Genomic DNA, 16,230 nt, shown 5'->3' on the forward strand with positions numbered 1-16,230 from the left:
CGGTCCCGTCCCCGCTGCGACCCGGCTGGTAGAAACGAGGCATGAGCCCCCTCGAACTCGACCGCAATGAGTCCTGGCTGTCCCGCGAGGAGCTCGATGCCGCCCGCGAGCGGCTGCCGATCCTCTACGTGGACGCCGTGCCGGTGCGGGTCGACGACCGCGGGGTCCTCACGGCGGTGGGACTGCTGCTGCGGGCCTCGGACGGCGAGATCAACCGCGAGCTGGTGTCGGGCCGCGTGCTCTACCACGAGCGGGTGCGCGACGCGCTCGTCCGGCACCTGGAGAAGGACCTCGGCCCGATGGCGCTGCCGCAGATCCCGGCCAGCCCACAGCCGTTCACCGTGGCGGAGTACTTCCCCACGCCCGGCGTGACGCCGTTCCACGACCCGCGCCAGCACGCCGTGTCGCTGGCGTTCGTCGTCCCGGTGGCGGGCGACTGCCAGCCGCAGCAGGACGCGCTGGACCTGGCCTGGCTCACGCCCCAGGAGGCGATGGACCCGGCGCTGCTGGCCGACATGGACAACGGCCACGGGGTGCTGCTGCGCCAGGCGCTCGGCCATCTCGGCCACGCCGTCTGAGGCTCGTCAGGCCTTCTTGCGCCGCATCGCGCGGACCCGCTCGGCCCGCTCCACGCGGTCCAGCTCGTCGGCCTCGGCCAGCGTCGGGGCGGTGCCGCCGAGCCGCGGCGGCAGCAGGTGCTTCTCGGCATCGGGCCACGCCGGGTAGACGGCCTGGTCGGTGTCGAGCAGGGCCTGCATGGCCGCCTTCATCCGGGCCGTCACCTCCGTGACGTCCTCGCCCGGGGCGACGGTGATCGGGGCGCCCACGGAGATGAGCAGGGGGAACCCGTGCCGCCCCATCCGCTTCGGCTGCCCCTTGGTCCAGACCCGCTGCGAGCCCCAGATCGTCACGGGCAGCAGGGGAACCCCGGCGTCCTGCGCGAGCCGGGCGGCCCCCGACTTGAAGTCCTTGAGCTCGTACGACCGGGAGATGGTCGCCTCGGGGAACACCCCCACGACCTCACCGGCCCGCAGCGCCTTGAGGGCCGCAGCGAACGACTCGGTCCCGGCCTCGCGGTCCACGGGGATGTGGTGCATCCCGGTCATGAGCGGACCTGCCACCGGGTTGGACCAGATCGACTTCTTCGCCATGAACCGCACGAGGCGACCGACCTTGACGCCCACCAGCCCGGCGTACGTGAAGTCGAAGTAGCCGGTGTGGTTGATGGCCATCACGGCCCCACCCGAGCGCGGCACGTTCTCCAGGCCGCGCATGTGGATCTTCAGGCCCTGGGCCGCGAAGAGGGTGCGGGCCACCCCGATCACGCTGCTGTAGACAGGTTCCATGCGCCAACACTAGGGGTCTCGCGCGCCACCCACCGACCTACCCGTGCCGGGACGGGGTCCAGGCCAGCTGGATGACGTTGTTGCCCGACTCGCGGGACACCAGGCGACCGCGACCGGGCACCGCCGGCACGGCCTTGATGTTGCCGATGAGGGGTCCCTCATCCGGGTTGCCGGACAGCAGCAGCCCCGGCGAGGCGAGGTCGCGCAGGGTCTGCATGACCTGCTCGTACGACGCGCGCCCGGCGCCACCGGACCGTCGGGTGACGACCAGGTGCAGGCCCACGTCACCGGCTTGGGCCAGCAACGGCGCCAGCGCCGCGAGCGGGCTGCCGGCCGAGGTCACGACGAGGTCGTAGTCGTCCACCAGGACGAAGACCTCGGCGCCGGACCACCAGGTGCGGTTGCGCAGCTGCTCCGGGGTCACGTCCGGTCCGGGCAGGCGGGAGCGCAGGTATGCCGCCAGCTCGGGGATGTTCTCGAGCGCCTGCTCCTCGGTGGTGAAGTAGTCCCGCAGGTACTCGTCAGGGATCTCGCCGAGCAGCGAACGCCGGTAGTCCACCGCGAAGATCTGGGCCTGCTCGGGGGTGTAGAGGCGCATCACCTCGTGCGCGACGGTGCGCAGCATGCCGGTCTTGCCGGAGTCGCTGTCACCGAACAGGTAGAGGTGCGGCTCCTCGGCCACGTCGAGCCCGATCGGCGCGAGGTTGCTCTCGTCGATGCCGAGCAGGATCCGGCGGCCGTCGGGACCGGCCATCTCGCGGACGCGGTCGAGGCTGATCTCGGCGGGCAGCAGCCGCAGCTTGGGACCGGTCGGCCCCTCCCACGCGGCGTTGACGCGCTCGACGAGGTCGTCGACCCCGGCGCCGAGGCTGCCCGCGTCGCCGCTGCCGTCGATGCGCGGGACCCCGGCGAGGAAGTGGTGCCGGGTGGCCTCGACCCCGCGGCCCGGACGACCCTTGGGCACGTTGGCCGCGACCTTCCGGTCGATCTCGGAGTCGCTCGGGTCACCGAGGCGCAGCTCGAGCCGGGTGCCGAAGACGTCCTTGACCGCGCTGCGGAAGTCCATCCAGCGGTTGGTGGTCGCCACCAGGTGCAGGCCGAACGTGAGGCCACGGCCGGCGAGCTCCTGGATCTGCATCTCCAGCTCGTCGAACTCGGCCCGGATCGTGGGCCAGCCGTCGACGACGAGGAACACGTCGCCGAACCCGTCGTCGGCGAGACCCTCGGCGCGGCGGCGCCGGTAGGTCTCGATGGAGTCGATGCCCTGCGCGCGGAAGTAGGCCTCGCGGCGGTCGACGATGCCGCGGACCTCGGCCAGCGTCCGGCGGACCACGTCGGGCTCGTTGCGGCTGGCGACGCCGGCGACGTGGGCGAGCCGGGCCAGCGGCGAGAAGGTGCCGCCGCCGAAGTCGAGGACGTAGAACTGGGTCTCCTGCGGCGTCGTCGTCAGCGCCAGGGACGCGACGAGGGTGCGCGCGAGGGTGCTCTTGCCGCTGCGGGGTCCACCGACGATCGCCACGTGGCCCGCGGCACCACCGAGCGCCACGCTCATCACGTCGCGGCGCTGCTCGAGCGGCCGGTCGACGATGCCGAGCGGGACGACCAGCGAACCGGCGTCACGCCAGCGACGCGACACCAGGCCGAGCTGCGGGTCGACGTCGAGGTCGCCGAGCAGGGTGTCGAGGGAGTCGGGCACGTCCAGCGGCGGCAGCCAGACCTGGTGCGCCGGACGACCCTTGCCGCGCATCTTGGCGACCGCGATGTCGAACGTCGCGCGGTCCTCCTTCGGACCGGAGTCGACGACCACCGGCTCCGGGGCGTCGTTGAGGCGCAGCACCGGGGCGGCCGAGAACGGCACGATGTCGTTGGTCGCGCCCGTGCGGTCGCTGGCCACGCGGCGGCGGGCCGGCGGAGGGCCCGAGACGTAGGCGGCCTTGAACTTGACCAGCGTCGTCTGGTCGGGCTTGAGGTACCCCAGGCCGGGGACGGCGGGCAGCTCGTACGCATCGGGGACCCCGATGACGGTGCGGGACTCCTGCGCCGAGAAGGTGCGCAGGCCGAGACGGTAGGACAGGTGCGACTCCAGCCCGCGCAGGCGCCCCTCCTCCAGCCGCTGCGACGCGAGCAGCAGGTGCATCGACAACGAGCGGCCCAACCGGCCGATCGCCACGAAGAGCTCGACGAACTCGGGCCGGGCGTTGAGCAGCTCGCTGAACTCGTCGGCCACGATGACCAGCGCCGGCAGCGGTTCGAGGTCGGCGCCGGCGGCCCGGGCCTTCTCGTAGTCGGTGACGTTGGCGAAGTTGCCCGCCGACCGCAGCAGCTCCTGGCGGCGGACCATCTCACCGTGCAGGGCGTCCTGCATGCGGTCGACCAGGCTCAGCTCCTGCCCGAGGTTGGTGATCACGGCCGAGACGTGCGGCATGTCGGCCATGCCCGCGAACGTCGCACCACCCTTGAAGTCGACCAGGACGAAGTTCAGGGACTCCGACGAGTGCGTCATGGCGAGCGCCAGCACCAGGGTGCGCAGCACCTCGGACTTGCCCGAACCCGTGGCACCGATCACCAGGCCGTGCGGGCCCATGCCCTGCTGGGCGGACTCCTTGATGTCGAGCGAGACGACCTGGCCGTTGGATCCCAGGCCGATCGGCACGCGGAGCCGGTCACGCTGCAGGCGGGGCCGCCAGGCAGCCTCCGGGTCGTAGTCGCGGACGTCGCCGAGGCCGAGCAGGTCGACGAGCTCGGTGGAGCTGGTCATGGCGTCGCGCCGCTCGGGCTCGGCACCGGCATACAGGGGGGCGAGGCGGCGGGCGGCCGCCTCGGCCTGCACGGGCGAGAGCTGGTCGGCGTACCCCTGGGCGGGGTCGGAGGTGAGGGTGATGATCTGCATCGGCACCCGGCCGGCGTAGGGACCCGAGCGCTGCGGGTTGCCGAGGGCGAGCCGCATCCGCCCCTCCTGGGTCAGCTCGTCCCACCGCTCCGGCAGGTGCAGCACGGTCACGCCCATGACGCCGTCGTCGGTGACGATCGCGTTGCCCGGGGGCACCTCGCCGCCGTCGACGACGATGAGCACGTGCGGCATGGTCGGCTGCTCGGCCGGGCCGAACCGCGGCCGGTCGGCGAGGTCGGCGGGCAGCATCGGCTCGAGGTCGGACAACGACGTCGCGAGCATCCGGGCCGGCCCGACACCGTCCCGCTCACGCTGGCTGTGGGAGTGCGGGAGCCACTTGACCCACTCCCACTCGGGGAGCGCGTCGGCCCCGGAGACGATGGCGATCTGGAGCTGGTCGGGGGCGTGCTGGGCCGCCGCGGCGGCGACCAGGGCGCGGGCGAGGGCACGCGTGGGTTCGGCGTCGCCGGTGACCTCGATGCGCGAGAAGTAGGACAACGACACCGAGGCGGGCAGGTCCGGCTGCACCCGGTGGGTGGCGAGCAGGCGGTGCAGCGCCGAGGCGGCCACGGGGTCGAGCTGGGCCATCGGCGCGGTCTCCGGCGCCTCCAGGGTGATGCACAGCGGCTGGTTGGTGCGCCCGAACCGGACCCGCAGGAAGTCGTCGTCGCTGGCGGAGCGTTCCCAGACGCGGGTGCGCTCCTCGCAGAGGGCGGCGAGCGCCTCTGGGGCCGGGTTGTTCCAGAGGGCTGCGGCCCGTTGGCGGTTCGCGGCCTCGCGGACGGTCTGGCGCACCTCGCCGAGGTAGGCGAGGTACTCGCGGCGGGCCTCGATCACCCCTGCGGTGTGCTGCTGGCGCTGGCGGTACCCGTTGACCCCGACGAACCCGAGCGAGGCGACGAGGAACATGCCACCGGCGATGTAGCCCTTGACCCCCGGCGAGGACAGCGCCACGAAGGCGATGGAGCCGACGCTGCCGAGCATCGGCACCGCGTTGAGCAGCAGGCCGCTCACGCCCTCGCTGGGCGTGATCTCCGGCGGCGGCTGCAGGACGATCCGTCCCGACGGCACCTCGGGCGCCTCTTCGCGAGGTCCCCGTCGCAAGGTCACTGACATGGTGGTGTGCGCCCTCCTCGGCGTTCGTGCCCGTCCCGCCGGACGTCGCTGCCTCCCCCGGGTCGGCAGGCGTCCGCCCACAGCGGTGCCAACCTATCGCGTGGTGGTGGACGAACGGTGCAGTCTCGTCCTTCCCGGACAAACAGGCTGTAGGGTTCCCGGCGGGAGCTCGACGGCACGGTGGTCCGGACGCCGGAGCAGGTTCGCAGAGGGGGAGGTGCCGCGTTGAGCGAGGACTCGCACCGCATCTCGCTGCTCGCCGACGACCGCCGCTACGACCTCGTCGCCCCGGCCAACGCCCAGGTGGGCGACCTCCTGGCCGCGCTCGGCATCGCCCCGCGCAACAGCCCGTATGCCGTGGCCACCCCTGCGGGGCGCGTCATCGCCCTCGGTGAGGTGCTCGGTGACGCGGTGCCGGAGGGCACCCTGCTCACCGTCATCCGGGCGACCACCCACGAGGTGACCCGCGACGTCCTCAACTTCGACCGGTCCCCCGTCGCCGGTGGTGCCCGCTCGCCCGAGGGCCAGGGTGGCCGCCAGGTCGAGGCGTCGGAGGCCACCGTGTCGCGACGCGCGCTGGCCGAGGCGACCCGCCGCCGCGACGACCTCGCCGTGCCGGCACCGGTGGACGACGCGGGGCTGGCAGCACCGGTCGTGCGCACCACGTCGCCGGTCCCCGTGGCGACGGCGACGCTGCTGCGCTGGGTCGGCGCCGGGCTCGCCGTGGCGGCCGTCACCGTGCTGGCCCCCGGGGTGTTCCGGGCCCACGCGACGCCCGACCCCCTCGTGGCCGGCGCTGCCGCTGCCCTCCTGCTCCTGTCAGGGCTCGCCCTGGCGACCGACCACGCCGCGTCGTCGGCGGCCCGCCTCTCGCGCCTCGCCGCGCCGCTGCTGGGATTCGCGGCAGGGCTGTCCCTGCCCGTGGCCACGACCCCCAGCGCCGGCCGCATCTCCCTGATCGCGGCCTGCACGGTGGCGACCGCGCTCGCTGGGGTCGCCCGGATCACCGGCGGGCCCCTCGACCGCGCCTCCCGCGCGGCGATGACGGCGCTCGCCGTGGTGGGGGGCCTCGCCGTCGTGGGGGTGCTGCTGGACTGGCCGGCGTTCGCCGTCGCCGCCGTGGTCGCCGGGCTGGTCCCCGGTGCCGTCCGGCTGCTGCCGTCCTTGGGCTTCGAGGTGCCCGACGAGCAGCTGGTCGACGTCGACCGGCTGTCGACGACCATCTGGACCGCCCGCGAGCAACGTCGACGCCGGTTCCGTCGGCTGCGCGTCGCCGAGGTCGACACGGTGTTCCACGCCGCCCGCGAGACCGTCGCGGCCGGCACGGCGTGGGGGTGCCTGCTCGCCCCCGTGGCCCTGGTCGTGGTCGTGGCCACCCCGGGGCGCTCGGGCTGGTCCACGTGGGGCACGGTCGGCCTCTGCGCCAGCATCACGGTCGCCCTCGGGTTCCAGTCCCGCACGGTGCGGGACCGCCTCCCCCGCTACGCGCTGCTCACCACCTCCGCCCTCGCCGCCCTCCTCGGCACGTATGCCGCGGGCCGGCTCGTCGGGGTGGGCATCGGGGTGGCCCTGGCGTGCACCGCCGTCGCGCTCGGCCTGGTCGCCGTCGCGGCTGCCGTCGCCCTCGGGCGGGGGTGGCACTCGACCCGGCTCTCGCGCCTCGCCGACATGCTGGAGGGACTGGCCGTCGTCCTCAGCCTGCCCGCGGCGGCGCTGGCCGCGGGAGGGTTCGAGACCATGGCCCGGATCGCCGCGAGCTGACCGGACGACCGTGACCGCAGCAGACGCCGGCCGCGCAGCAGCCACCCCTGACGCCCCGCACGCCAGGGACACCACTGACGCCGGCATGCGGCTCTGGGCCAGGATCCTGCTCGTCGTCGTGGCGCACCTCGCCCTCCTGCTCGCGATCTGGTGGTCGTGGCACCCCAGGGTTGGCGATGGCAACGCGACGCCCGGCGCGATCAACCCGCTCCTGACCGGCATCGCCGCCGTCCTCTTCTGGGCCGTGCTGCTCCAGGTCTCGTCGCGGATCCCGTTCCCCGTCCTGTGCGGACTGTTCGTGCTGGTGCCGTTCTGCACCTTCTTCCTCCAGCACGCCGGGGCACGCTGGTGGACCACCGACGTCATGCGCCCGACCGGACAGGTCGAGGTGACCCGCGTGGACCGGTTGCTGAACGGCGCGAGCCGCGTCGAGGTCCGTCCGACCGGCGGTCAGGGCCCGCAGACGGTCGCCTGGTCCACGATCGGGCAGCGCCGGACCAACGAGTACTCCTTCGCCCGCATCAGCACCGGCGAACACTACGAGCTGGTCACCGACCCGACCGGGCTCGTCGTGCCGCTGATCCAGCCGATCGGGTACCGCGACTCCGCCGCTCGTCCGGACACCGCCGTCTGGGGCCCCGTCACCGCCGCCGCCCTCGTCGTGCTCGAGCTGGTCAGCGCGTCGGCCCTGACGCGGCACCGCAGCCAGGTGCAGGCGGTCGACGACCGGAGGCGCCCAGGCCGGCGACGTCGGAGGCGACGGGCCGCCGCCTAGCCGCCCTCAGTCCACGCGGGGCAGCGGCTTGGCCGCGATCTGCTCCATCTGGGCGTGCATCTCGCGCAGGTGCTGCTGGGCCGCGGTGAACGAGACCTGCAGCTCCTGGGCGGACTCCTCGCGGCTCCCGAGCTCCTCAGCCTGCACCCGGGCCACCTCGCGCACGTTCTCGGCAGCCGTGCGCCGGACGTTCTCGGCCGGGACCGAGTCGTCGAGGCCGTGCACGATGGCCGTCAGGCTCGTCTCCCCCAGGTCGATCCGGCGCTGCAACCGCTGCCAGTCGGGTCCGAGCTCACCCGAGCGCGCCTTCTTCGCGCGGTCCTCGTCCTTGTCCTCGACCGTGCTGAGGTACTTCTCGTGCTCCGCGATCGCCTCCCGGGTCTGGCGGTCGATGTCGGCCCGGATGCCGCGCATCTCCCCGAGCAGGGCCCGCACCTGGGCGATGGACCGGTCCGCGTCGCTCATGCGCTCACACCCCGAACTGGTTCTGCGCGGCCTCGTCCATCCGGGACCCGTTGTAGGCCGCGAGGCCGCCGGAGATGCCGTTCAGGGCGAGCTTGATGACGTGCATGATGTTGACGACCGCGTAGATCGCGTCGATGAAGCGGTCGATGGTGTCCAGGACGCGGCGGATCAGCTTGACGGCCTTGTCGAACCGGTCCCAGAAGCTCTTGATGTGGATCGCGATGTCAGCCGCCCCGACGAGCCAGCCCACCACGGGGACGGACGCCTCGATGATGAGCCGTTCGAGGATGTCGCTGATGAACGACACCAGGGTCGCGATGCCGAGAGCCGCGGACTTGGCCACCTCGATCAGGCTCCCGGTGAGCTCGCCGATGAGGTCGCACCCCTCGGCATACGTGGCGTAGTTCTGCCCGAGCTGCACCATCCGCGAACGGAAGGCCTCCGCGGCCTCGCCGTCCCAGACGTCGACGGTGTTGACGTCGAGCTCGGTGAAGTTCTCGCCGACGCCCTTGCACATCTGGCCGGCGTCCGCCCAGCCCTGCTTGGCGACACCCATCAGGCCCCAGTCGCCGCACAGCGGCTTGACGAGCTCCACCAACGGGTCGGTGCCGAACGCCTGTCGGCAGAACCCCAGCAGGTGGCCGATGAGGAAGCCGCAGCTCGACTCGAACTCCTCGATGAAGTCGTCGTCGGGTGCGACGGCCAGGCACTGGTCGTAGCCGGACGGGTCGACCTTCTCGTAGACGCTCACCACGTGCCCCCCTTGTCCTTGGTCGCCCAGCGGATCGCCTCGGTGTTGGCCGGGCCGTCGACGGCGTCGTCGGTGCGGCCGGTCTGGCCGAGGGTGTCGGCGAGGCGGTGGCCGGCGTCGAGGACGCCCTGGGTCTCGCTAAGCACGGCCCCGGGCGCCTGCAGCGCCTTGGCGCCCTTGCCCACCAGCTCGGAGTCGGGGTTGCTCAGGGCTCCCGCCGCCGGGCTGCGTGACCCGTCCTCGTCCTGCCGCCCCGGGACGTGGTCCCGCGCCCAGTCCTGCCCGCCTGCATACGCGTCGCGCTGGCGGTTGCGCAGGTAGGTACCCCGCTCGGTCGGCGACATCCCGTCGAGCTTCTGGCGCAGGGCGTTGACCTGCTTGGTCAGGCCACGCTGCACCCAGTACTTCAGGTCGGTGCGGTCCGCGAGGTCGTCGGCGCGCTCGTGGACCCGCCACAGGTCCTTGGGGTTCTGGCGCAGCGGCTTGGTCAGGGTGTCCGTCGTGCTGACGACGTCCTTGCTGCCCTTGAGGAACGAGAGCTGGTCGAGGAACCCGAACGGGCCCGACCCACCGCGTCCGCCCGGTCCGATCGGCACCCCCGGCCGGACGGTGCCGCCCCGCGGCGCCTCGTACGGCGCGTCGACCCCCTGCTTCGCGGCGATCCGCTCGTAGGCGGCCCGGTCGCGGGCGATGAAGTCGGCGCGGGTGGCGGCGGTCTTGTCTGAGGCGACGCGGGCGATGGTGGCGCCGTTGGTCATCCCCTGCGAGCCCGCGTCGTACGCGCCCCGGTAGTGGCCCTCGAGCAGCCCGAGGACGCCGGTGAAGGCGCCGTTCGCGCTGCAGTTGGTGCGGACGAACGACCCCACCCCCTGCATGTGCCCCTGCTGGCGGTCCAGGACCTGCCCGATGAGGTCCATCTGGGCGATCTCGACCTTGATCTTCGGTGCCATGCTCTCCCCCTTCGCCGACGTGCCGGACTACTCCCAGACGGAGTCGCTCGCCTCCGCGTCGTCGTACCAGTTCTCCTCGTCCTCGTGGGTGAGCAGCTCGCGGTCCTTGCGCTCCTGCTCGGAGCTGCCGCCGCGGGCCGCGCCGCCGTGGGCCCCCACGACGCCCTGGCCACCCTGGCCACCGCGCCCGGAAGCGCCCGCGGCCACACCCGCCCGGCCGCCCGAGCCCGAGGTCCCGGAGCCCGCGGAGCCACCTGAGCGACCGCCGGAGGTGCCGCGACCACCGGCGCCCGCGCCGGACTGGCCACCACCGCCGGGCACCAGGGAGGTGCCTGCGCGCCCACCTGCGCCGGCGCCGTCGAGGCGGGGCACGCCGTACTTGCCCGACCCGGAGGCGCCGCTCACGGTCGAGCCGCGCGCGCCCGAGGCACTGCCCGAGCCACCGCCCGGCACCATGCCGGTGCCACGACCGCCGGCGCCCGACGCGACGATGTTGGTGCCGCCCCCGGCCCGGGAACCGGGCACCGCCGAGGTGCTGCCGCCGAGCCGCCCGGCGCCCGCACCGCGGGCCGCGCCGCCGGCGGCGTTCGCCGCACCCGACAGCGTGCTGCCGGCGCGCCCCGCGGCGCCGCGGATCGCCCCGCCGAGGCCACCCGCACCCCCGGCGACCATGCCGATCGTGCCCGCCGTCCCGGCCAGGCCGCCCGAGCCGGAACCGGACCCGCCGAGGCCGCTGGTGCCGGTGGCGCCGTGCAGGCCACCGGCGACCGGCACCGAGCCGGTCACCGTACCGTCGACGCTGGTGAGCCCGTCGTAACCGGTGCCGACCACGCCGGTTCCGCCGGTGCCGTCGGTGCCGTCGGTGCCGCCACCGCCCGTCCCGTCCTCGGGGATGATCTGGGGGACCATCGGGTCGCCGGGGAGCCCCTGGTAGCCCGTCACCGTCGGTGAGCCGACCCAGCCGGCGTTCGAGATCGTGGGGGTCGCACCGGTGTTGCCGCCGGAGTACCCGCCGCCACTGCCGCCACCGCTGGGCGTGCCGCCCCCGCCGCCACCACTGGGCAGCGAGCCCCCGCCGCGGCTGTAGTCGTCCTTGGCGTCGACTGGCAACGTGGTCGTGGCACTGGCCATGTCGACCTTGAGGGCCCGGAGAGCCTTGTCCGCGGCTGCCTCGCGCTGGGCCTCACGGTCGGCGACGGCCGCGTCGTAGGCGCCCTGGTCGAACTTCTTCCCCACCGGTCCGGGGCTGTCGACCCCCTCCTGGCGCATGTACGCCTGGCGGTCCGGAGAGGTGTCCACCGTCTCGACGTCCGTCGCCAGCGCGGTCTGGGCCGCGGACACGGCGGTGTCGGCCTGCACCAGCGCGGACTTGACCTCGCGCAGCGCAGCGGCGTGCGCGGTCAGCTGGGCGGTCAGCGTGTCCATGGCGGTGTAGGCCGCCTTGGCCCCCTCGCCCTCCCAGTCCACCGCCAGGTCGTTCTTGGTGTTCTTGATGCTCGTCACGAGCTGGTCGATCTCGACCGCAGCGTCCTCCCAGTGCTGCGCCTGGCCGGCGATGTTGCCCGCGGCCGCCTGGATCTTCCTGAGCTCTGCCTCCTTGGCGCCCATCTCAGCTCCCCTCCCCTGGTTGTGCGGCCGCCGGACGGGCGGCCCCCTTGCGACTGACGACGAATGCGGTTCCTGCGGCGAGCACGACCACCAGCACGACGACCCACACCCAGGCCGGGACCCCGCCGCCGTCACCCGACGGCTGCGCGGTCGCGGAGCCGTCCTTGCCGGAGGTACCTGCCGGTGCCGAGCTCGTGGACGAAGACGTGGACGAGGACGCCGACGAGGACGGCGAGGCGGTGGACGACGGCGACGACGTGGCATCGTCGGCCAGCACCCCCGAGGCGACCTCCTCGGCGGTCGGGCCGAGGCCGTTCGCGGTGCGCAGCAACGGGTTGGTGTCCGGGTAGGACGTCGGGTCGACCCGCACGGCGTCAGCGGGGGCGAAGATCCCCCAGCCGAAGCCCGTCCTCGTCGAGTCCTGGATCTTGGGGAAGCCGGACCCGACCCTGCGGTAGGCCGCGATCCACCCCTTCGCGCCGCTGTTGCTGGTGCCCTGCTTCATGCCCGGGTTCTTCAGGGCGGCCTGCAGGACCTGGTCCGCGGTCGCCCCGGGGTACTTCGACCAGTAGGCCGCCAGGCCGCCGGCGACCAGGGGCGCGGCGAACGACGTCCCGTCGACCAGCTTGCCCTGGGCCACCCACGTCCCGCCTCGGTGCTCGCCCAGGACGAGGCCGACCCCGGGGGCGCAGAACGCGATGCCGTACCCGATGTCGTTGGCGCCCCGGGGATCCAGCTGCGCCTTGCTGTCGCAGGCGTTCACCGCGACGACGCCGTTGTATGCCGCGGGGAAGCTCACGGCCCCGTCACCGGTGGCCGCGACGACGATCGCGCCCGCGTGCTGGGCGAGCAGGATGGCCCGCTTCTCGTCGCCGCTGGTGCTGCTCGAGCCGAAGCTGAGGTTGACGATCCTCGCCCCGTCGGCGAGCGCCTTCTCCATCGCGATGAGCAGGGGTGAGCGCTTGTCGCCGTCGTCCTTCACGCCGCAGAGGTTCTTCTCCCCCGTGCCGATGCTGTAGTGGCGCAGGGTGACCTCGGGGGCGATACCGCGCACGCCCGGCGTGCCACCGGAGCGCGCACCCGTGCCGACGATCACCTGGGCGATCTCCGTCGCGTGGTCGGCGTCGGCGTCGGCGGCTGTCGCCGGTGCCGTGCACGGGGTGAACACCGAGGCGATGCGGCCCTTGACGTCCGCGGCGTTTGGGTCGATGGTCCCGTCGATCACCGCGACGGTCACGCCCTTGCCCTTCGCGCCGGCCGCCGCGAGGTCGTCGAAGCCCATCGCCGCGGGCCACCACGGCGTCGGGTTGGCCGCCTCGGCCGACGACGCCAGGCGCGAACCGGCCCCCGCGAGCCCGGGCAGGGCGACGAGGGCAGCGGCCACGACGGCCACCAACGACGTCCGCACGACGGATCGGGTGGGACGGTTCACGGGACGGTGCCCTCCTCGGGACTCGTGCGACAGCGGTGGGTCGGTCGGTCGGTGCGCGGCCTCAGCGGGAGGCCTGGACGGCCGTGTCGCCGTCGTCGGGCGCCGGCGGGGCACCCATGACGTTGTCCGTGCCGGTGGCGGGCTGGGGGCCGGCTGCCGGGTCCGTGCCCTGTCCGGTGCCCTGTCCGGTGCCCTGGTCGCCGCCCTGTCCGGTGCCGCCGTCGACGGCGTCCTTGCGGGCCTGCTCCTGCACCTTCTCGGCGTCCCTGGCCTCCTGCGTCTCGTTGGCCCGGGTGTTGCGCTGGGTGCTGTGCAGGTTCTCGGCCGCCTTGGGTGCGGCGAGCGTGGCGAACACCTCGCCGGCACGGTTGTCCTTGTCCTCGAGATGCGTGGCCACCTGGAGCAGCTTCTCCTGGTAGTCCTTGACGTCCTGCTCGACACCCTTGAGCGTGTCCTCGTAGATCTGCTTGGCCGTGGCGTAGACCGAACCGAACTCCTTGCAGGAGTCGATGCCGGAGAAGGAGTCGGCGTCCAGGGTCGTCCCCACGACCTTGGACCGGCTGCCGGTGGCGCGCTCGGTCCACGCCGCACCCCGGTTGTTCGCGAGCGTGCGGATGATCTCGAAGTCGGCCTTGAGCTTGCCGTTGGTGAAGCGGTACCCCTGCGCCTGCTGTCGGTCTTCGTCGGGCAGTGCCATCTGATTCCCCCCTGGGTCTAGTCGTGGACCTGGTGCCAGTGGTCGCGGCACGTGCCGGACCCCTTGCGGGCTCCGGCACGACCGTGGCGACTGGCTCCTACTGGAACAGCCCGGCGGACTTCTTGTCGCCGTCCCGGTAGTCCTCGTTGCTGGTCTCGACGGCGCTGCCGATCTCGGCCAGGACGAGCTTCATGTCCGTGATGGCCTGGGTCCACTTCTGCTTGGCCTGGGTGTAGGCCTCCTTGGCAGAACCGTCCCACTCGCTCTTCAGCGGAGAGAGCGCCTGGTCCATGTCGTTGAGCTTGTTCTCGATCTTCGACGCGCCCTGGGCGATGTCGCCGGCAGCCGCGCTCAGTCCTCCGTGGTCGACAAGCATGTCTCACATACCCCCGTACTTGTTCTTCATGGCGGTCGCGGCGTTCTCGTCGCGCTCGGTGAAGGTGTTCTGCGTCGTGCGCAGGTTCTCCTCGAACGTGGACAACGCGGCGATGATCTTGGCGGAGTCCTCCTTCCAGCGGGTGAAGGTGGCCTGGAAGCTGGCCGCTCCCTGTCCCTTCCACTGGCTCTGCAGACCCTGCAAGCGGCCCTCGAGGGACTTCAGCTCGTTGTCGAGCTGTCCCCGGTAGTCGCTGACGATTCCGGCGCCTTTATTGAGTACGCCATCTCCAGCAGCAAGCATGGTGCCTCCCAACTTCCATTTCTGGCCCCCCTGGGGGCGCGCTGATCCCAGCTGCGTGCGCATGGGACGGACCCCGAAACACCATCCCCCGAGGTCCGATTTGAGAGACTAGCAACGTTTGGAACAGCGCAACATGGGGAGAACTCCCCCTTATGCTGCGTCTGGCCCCACCGGGGCCGAAGGACATTTCGTCGTCACCGGGAGGGGCCCGTGACCGTGAGCACTGGCAGTTCTGGCACCACCACGTCGCTCATCCGGCTGTCGGTCACGGCGGGGACGCGCCGCGCGGACCTCGGTCTGCCGGGCGGCATACCCGTCGCCGAGCTGGTGCCCGAGCTGGCCCGCGAGCTGGGGCAGCTCGATCCCGCCACGGCCAGCAGGGGGTTCCGGCTCGTGCGGCACGACGGGATCACCGTGGAGCCGGACCGCAGCCTCGCCGCCCAGGGGGTCGAGGACGGGTTCGTCCTGTCCCTCGAGCCGGCCGGTGACCCCGTCGAGCTCAAGGTCTACGACGACGTGGTCGAGGCGGTGGCCGACCTCGTGGAGTCCTCGTTCGCACCGTGGACGCCCGAGAACTCCGCGCGGACGGCCCTCGGTGCCGCGGTCGCCCTGTTCGGCGCGGGCGCCGTCGCGCTCGTGACCGCCCGCACGAACGGCGTGCTCGTGGTGGGCATGGCCGGTGCCGTCGCCGTCCTGCTCGTCATCGCCGCCGCCGTCCTCTCCCAGGCCCGCCGCCAGTCCGTGTCCGGTGCGGCCCTCGCCCTGGCCGCGAGCGCGTATGCCGCCGTGGCCGGCTTCGCCGTGCCGCTGGACGGGACCGTGTGGGGACGCCCGCTGATGGTCGCCGGACTCGGCGCGGCCGTGGTCGGGGCCCTCGGGGTGCTCGTCGTCCGCGAGCACCGTCAGGTGGTGCTGGTCGGCCCCGTGGTCGGGCTGGTCCTGGCCGTGGCCGGCGCTCTCGTCGCCTACGCCGGCTTCCCGGTGGACGGCGTGGCCGCGGTGGTCTTCGCCGTCGCGGTCATCGCGGGGAACCTGTTCCCGTGGTTCGCCGTGTCGTCGAGCCGGCTGACGACCCACCCGCCTCGCACGGACGCGGAGATCTTCGCCGACGCGCCGGCCGTCGACAGCCGCTCGGTCCGCCGCCAGGTGGTCGCCGGCCACGACCTCATGCTCGGCCTCGGGATCGCCGCGGGGCTGGTGGCGCTGCTCACCGCGCCGTTCGTCGCGCGCACCGGCTGGCTGGGACCAGTCCTGGGTGCCGTCGGTTTCGCCGCGGTCCTGCTGCGCACCCGCCACAGCCGCACCCACGCCACCGTCCTGGTGGCCATGGTCGTGGGCATCCTCGGCCTGTCGGTGGTCGGGGTCAGCGCCGCCCTGGCGCACCCGTCCTGGCGACCGCTGCTGGGTGTCGCCCTGGCCGGAGCCGCGGCGGTCGTCGTGGGCCTGGCGCTGGTGGCGCCGCGCTCGAGGGTCCGTCTCGGCCGCGTCGCGGACGCCGTCGACGGCGTCTGCCTCGTGGCGCTGCTGCCGCTCGCAGCTGCCGCGGCCCACGTGTTCTAGACGGCACCGCAGCTCCGCTCCCGGGCGGCACCACACCGCGGGCGGAGCAGACCCGCAGCGATCCGTTGGGATTCGTGGGATTTTGACGCGTGGCGCGGCATTTCCCCTAGAATCGCACCGGCCCGGCGCGGCACCCAGGGATGAGGGGGGCAGCGGCACCGGGGCGACCACACGACGTTCGACTCGTCCAGGGGGACACA

General features: G+C 73.0%; 14 protein-coding genes. 4 read left to right on the plus strand and 10 right to left on the minus strand.

Going from position 1 to position 16,230, the window contains the following annotated elements:
- Window positions 1–41: 41 nt before the first annotated feature.
- Window positions 42–578: an NUDIX hydrolase family protein gene (locus ASD62_RS18820; RefSeq protein ID WP_056917738.1), complete on the plus strand. Its 537-nt coding sequence runs from the start codon at window positions 42–44 to the stop codon at window positions 576–578.
- 6 nt (window positions 579–584) lie between these two features.
- On the opposite strand, the gene ASD62_RS18825 is transcribed toward ASD62_RS18820, so the two are convergent.
- Both ASD62_RS18825 and eccCa read right to left on the minus strand, forming a co-directional pair.
- Window positions 585–1,346: a 1-acyl-sn-glycerol-3-phosphate acyltransferase gene (locus tag ASD62_RS18825; RefSeq protein ID WP_056917739.1), complete on the minus strand. Its 762-nt coding sequence runs from the start codon at window positions 1,344–1,346 to the stop codon at window positions 585–587.
- A gap of 37 nt (window positions 1,347–1,383) precedes the next feature.
- Window positions 1,384–5,307 (minus strand): type VII secretion protein EccCa, encoded by a 3,924-nt coding sequence (gene eccCa / locus ASD62_RS18830; RefSeq protein WP_369818831.1) that lies wholly within the window; start codon window positions 5,305–5,307, stop codon window positions 1,384–1,386.
- A 270-nt stretch (window positions 5,308–5,577) separates the two neighbouring features.
- Here eccCa and ASD62_RS18835 point away from each other — a divergent pair, with 270 nt between their 5' ends.
- Both ASD62_RS18835 and ASD62_RS18840 read left to right on the plus strand, forming a co-directional pair.
- Window positions 5,578–7,113, plus strand: a complete 1,536-nt coding sequence (locus ASD62_RS18835) for a hypothetical protein (protein WP_056917741.1) — start codon at window positions 5,578–5,580, stop codon at window positions 7,111–7,113.
- Window positions 7,114–7,123: 10 nt separating this feature from the next.
- The gene (locus ASD62_RS18840; RefSeq protein WP_157581640.1) at window positions 7,124–7,888 is read left to right on the plus strand and encodes a hypothetical protein; all 765 of its coding nucleotides are present in this window, start codon (window positions 7,124–7,126) and stop codon (window positions 7,886–7,888) included.
- 6 nt (window positions 7,889–7,894) lie between these two features.
- Here the strand turns inward: ASD62_RS18840 and ASD62_RS18845 are convergent, their stop codons facing one another.
- The 8 genes from ASD62_RS18845 to ASD62_RS20245 all read right to left on the minus strand — a co-directional run bounded on the left by ASD62_RS18845 (window position 7,895) and on the right by ASD62_RS20245 (window position 14,470).
- Window positions 7,895–8,353 carry a hypothetical protein gene (locus tag ASD62_RS18845; protein ID WP_056917743.1) on the minus strand — a complete coding sequence of 153 codons (459 nt, stop codon included), beginning with the start codon at window positions 8,351–8,353 and terminating at the stop codon, window positions 7,895–7,897.
- Window positions 8,354–8,357: 4 nt separating this feature from the next.
- Entirely contained in the window at window positions 8,358–9,104 is a 747-nt protein-coding gene (locus tag ASD62_RS18850; RefSeq protein ID WP_157581641.1) for a hypothetical protein, read from the minus strand.
- On the minus strand, window positions 9,101–10,054 hold the full coding sequence (locus ASD62_RS18855; protein ID WP_056917745.1) for a hypothetical protein: 954 nt from the start codon (window positions 10,052–10,054) through the stop codon (window positions 9,101–9,103). The genes ASD62_RS18850 and ASD62_RS18855 overlap by 4 nt, the downstream gene beginning before the upstream one ends.
- A 27-nt stretch (window positions 10,055–10,081) precedes the next feature.
- Window positions 10,082–11,662 (minus strand): WXG100 family type VII secretion target, encoded by a 1,581-nt coding sequence (locus ASD62_RS20235; RefSeq protein ID WP_056917746.1) that lies wholly within the window; start codon window positions 11,660–11,662, stop codon window positions 10,082–10,084.
- 1 nt (window position 11,663) lies between these two features.
- On the minus strand, window positions 11,664–13,094 hold the full coding sequence (locus tag ASD62_RS18865) for a S8 family serine peptidase (protein WP_056917747.1): 1,431 nt from the start codon (window positions 13,092–13,094) through the stop codon (window positions 11,664–11,666).
- A 61-nt stretch (window positions 13,095–13,155) separates the two neighbouring features.
- Entirely contained in the window at window positions 13,156–13,791 is a 636-nt protein-coding gene (locus tag ASD62_RS18870) for a hypothetical protein (RefSeq protein ID WP_056917748.1), read from the minus strand.
- A 97-nt stretch (window positions 13,792–13,888) separates the two neighbouring features.
- Window positions 13,889–14,167 carry a WXG100 family type VII secretion target gene (locus tag ASD62_RS20240; protein ID WP_235529277.1) on the minus strand — a complete coding sequence of 93 codons (279 nt, stop codon included), beginning with the start codon at window positions 14,165–14,167 and terminating at the stop codon, window positions 13,889–13,891.
- Window positions 14,168–14,170: 3 nt separating this feature from the next.
- Window positions 14,171–14,470 (minus strand): WXG100 family type VII secretion target, encoded by a 300-nt coding sequence (locus tag ASD62_RS20245; protein WP_235529278.1) that lies wholly within the window; start codon window positions 14,468–14,470, stop codon window positions 14,171–14,173.
- A gap of 216 nt (window positions 14,471–14,686) precedes the next feature.
- On the opposite strand from ASD62_RS20245, the gene eccD reads away from it, so the two are divergent.
- A complete protein-coding gene (gene eccD, locus ASD62_RS18880) occupies window positions 14,687–16,030 on the plus strand; it encodes a type VII secretion integral membrane protein EccD (RefSeq protein ID WP_162254795.1) in 1,344 nt (447 codons plus the stop codon).
- The last annotated feature ends 200 nt before the right edge of the window (window positions 16,031–16,230 follow it).

Origin of the sequence: Phycicoccus sp. Root563 (assembly GCF_001427915.1) — a bacterium.
Lineage (GTDB): Bacteria > Actinomycetota > Actinomycetes > Actinomycetales > Dermatophilaceae > Pedococcus.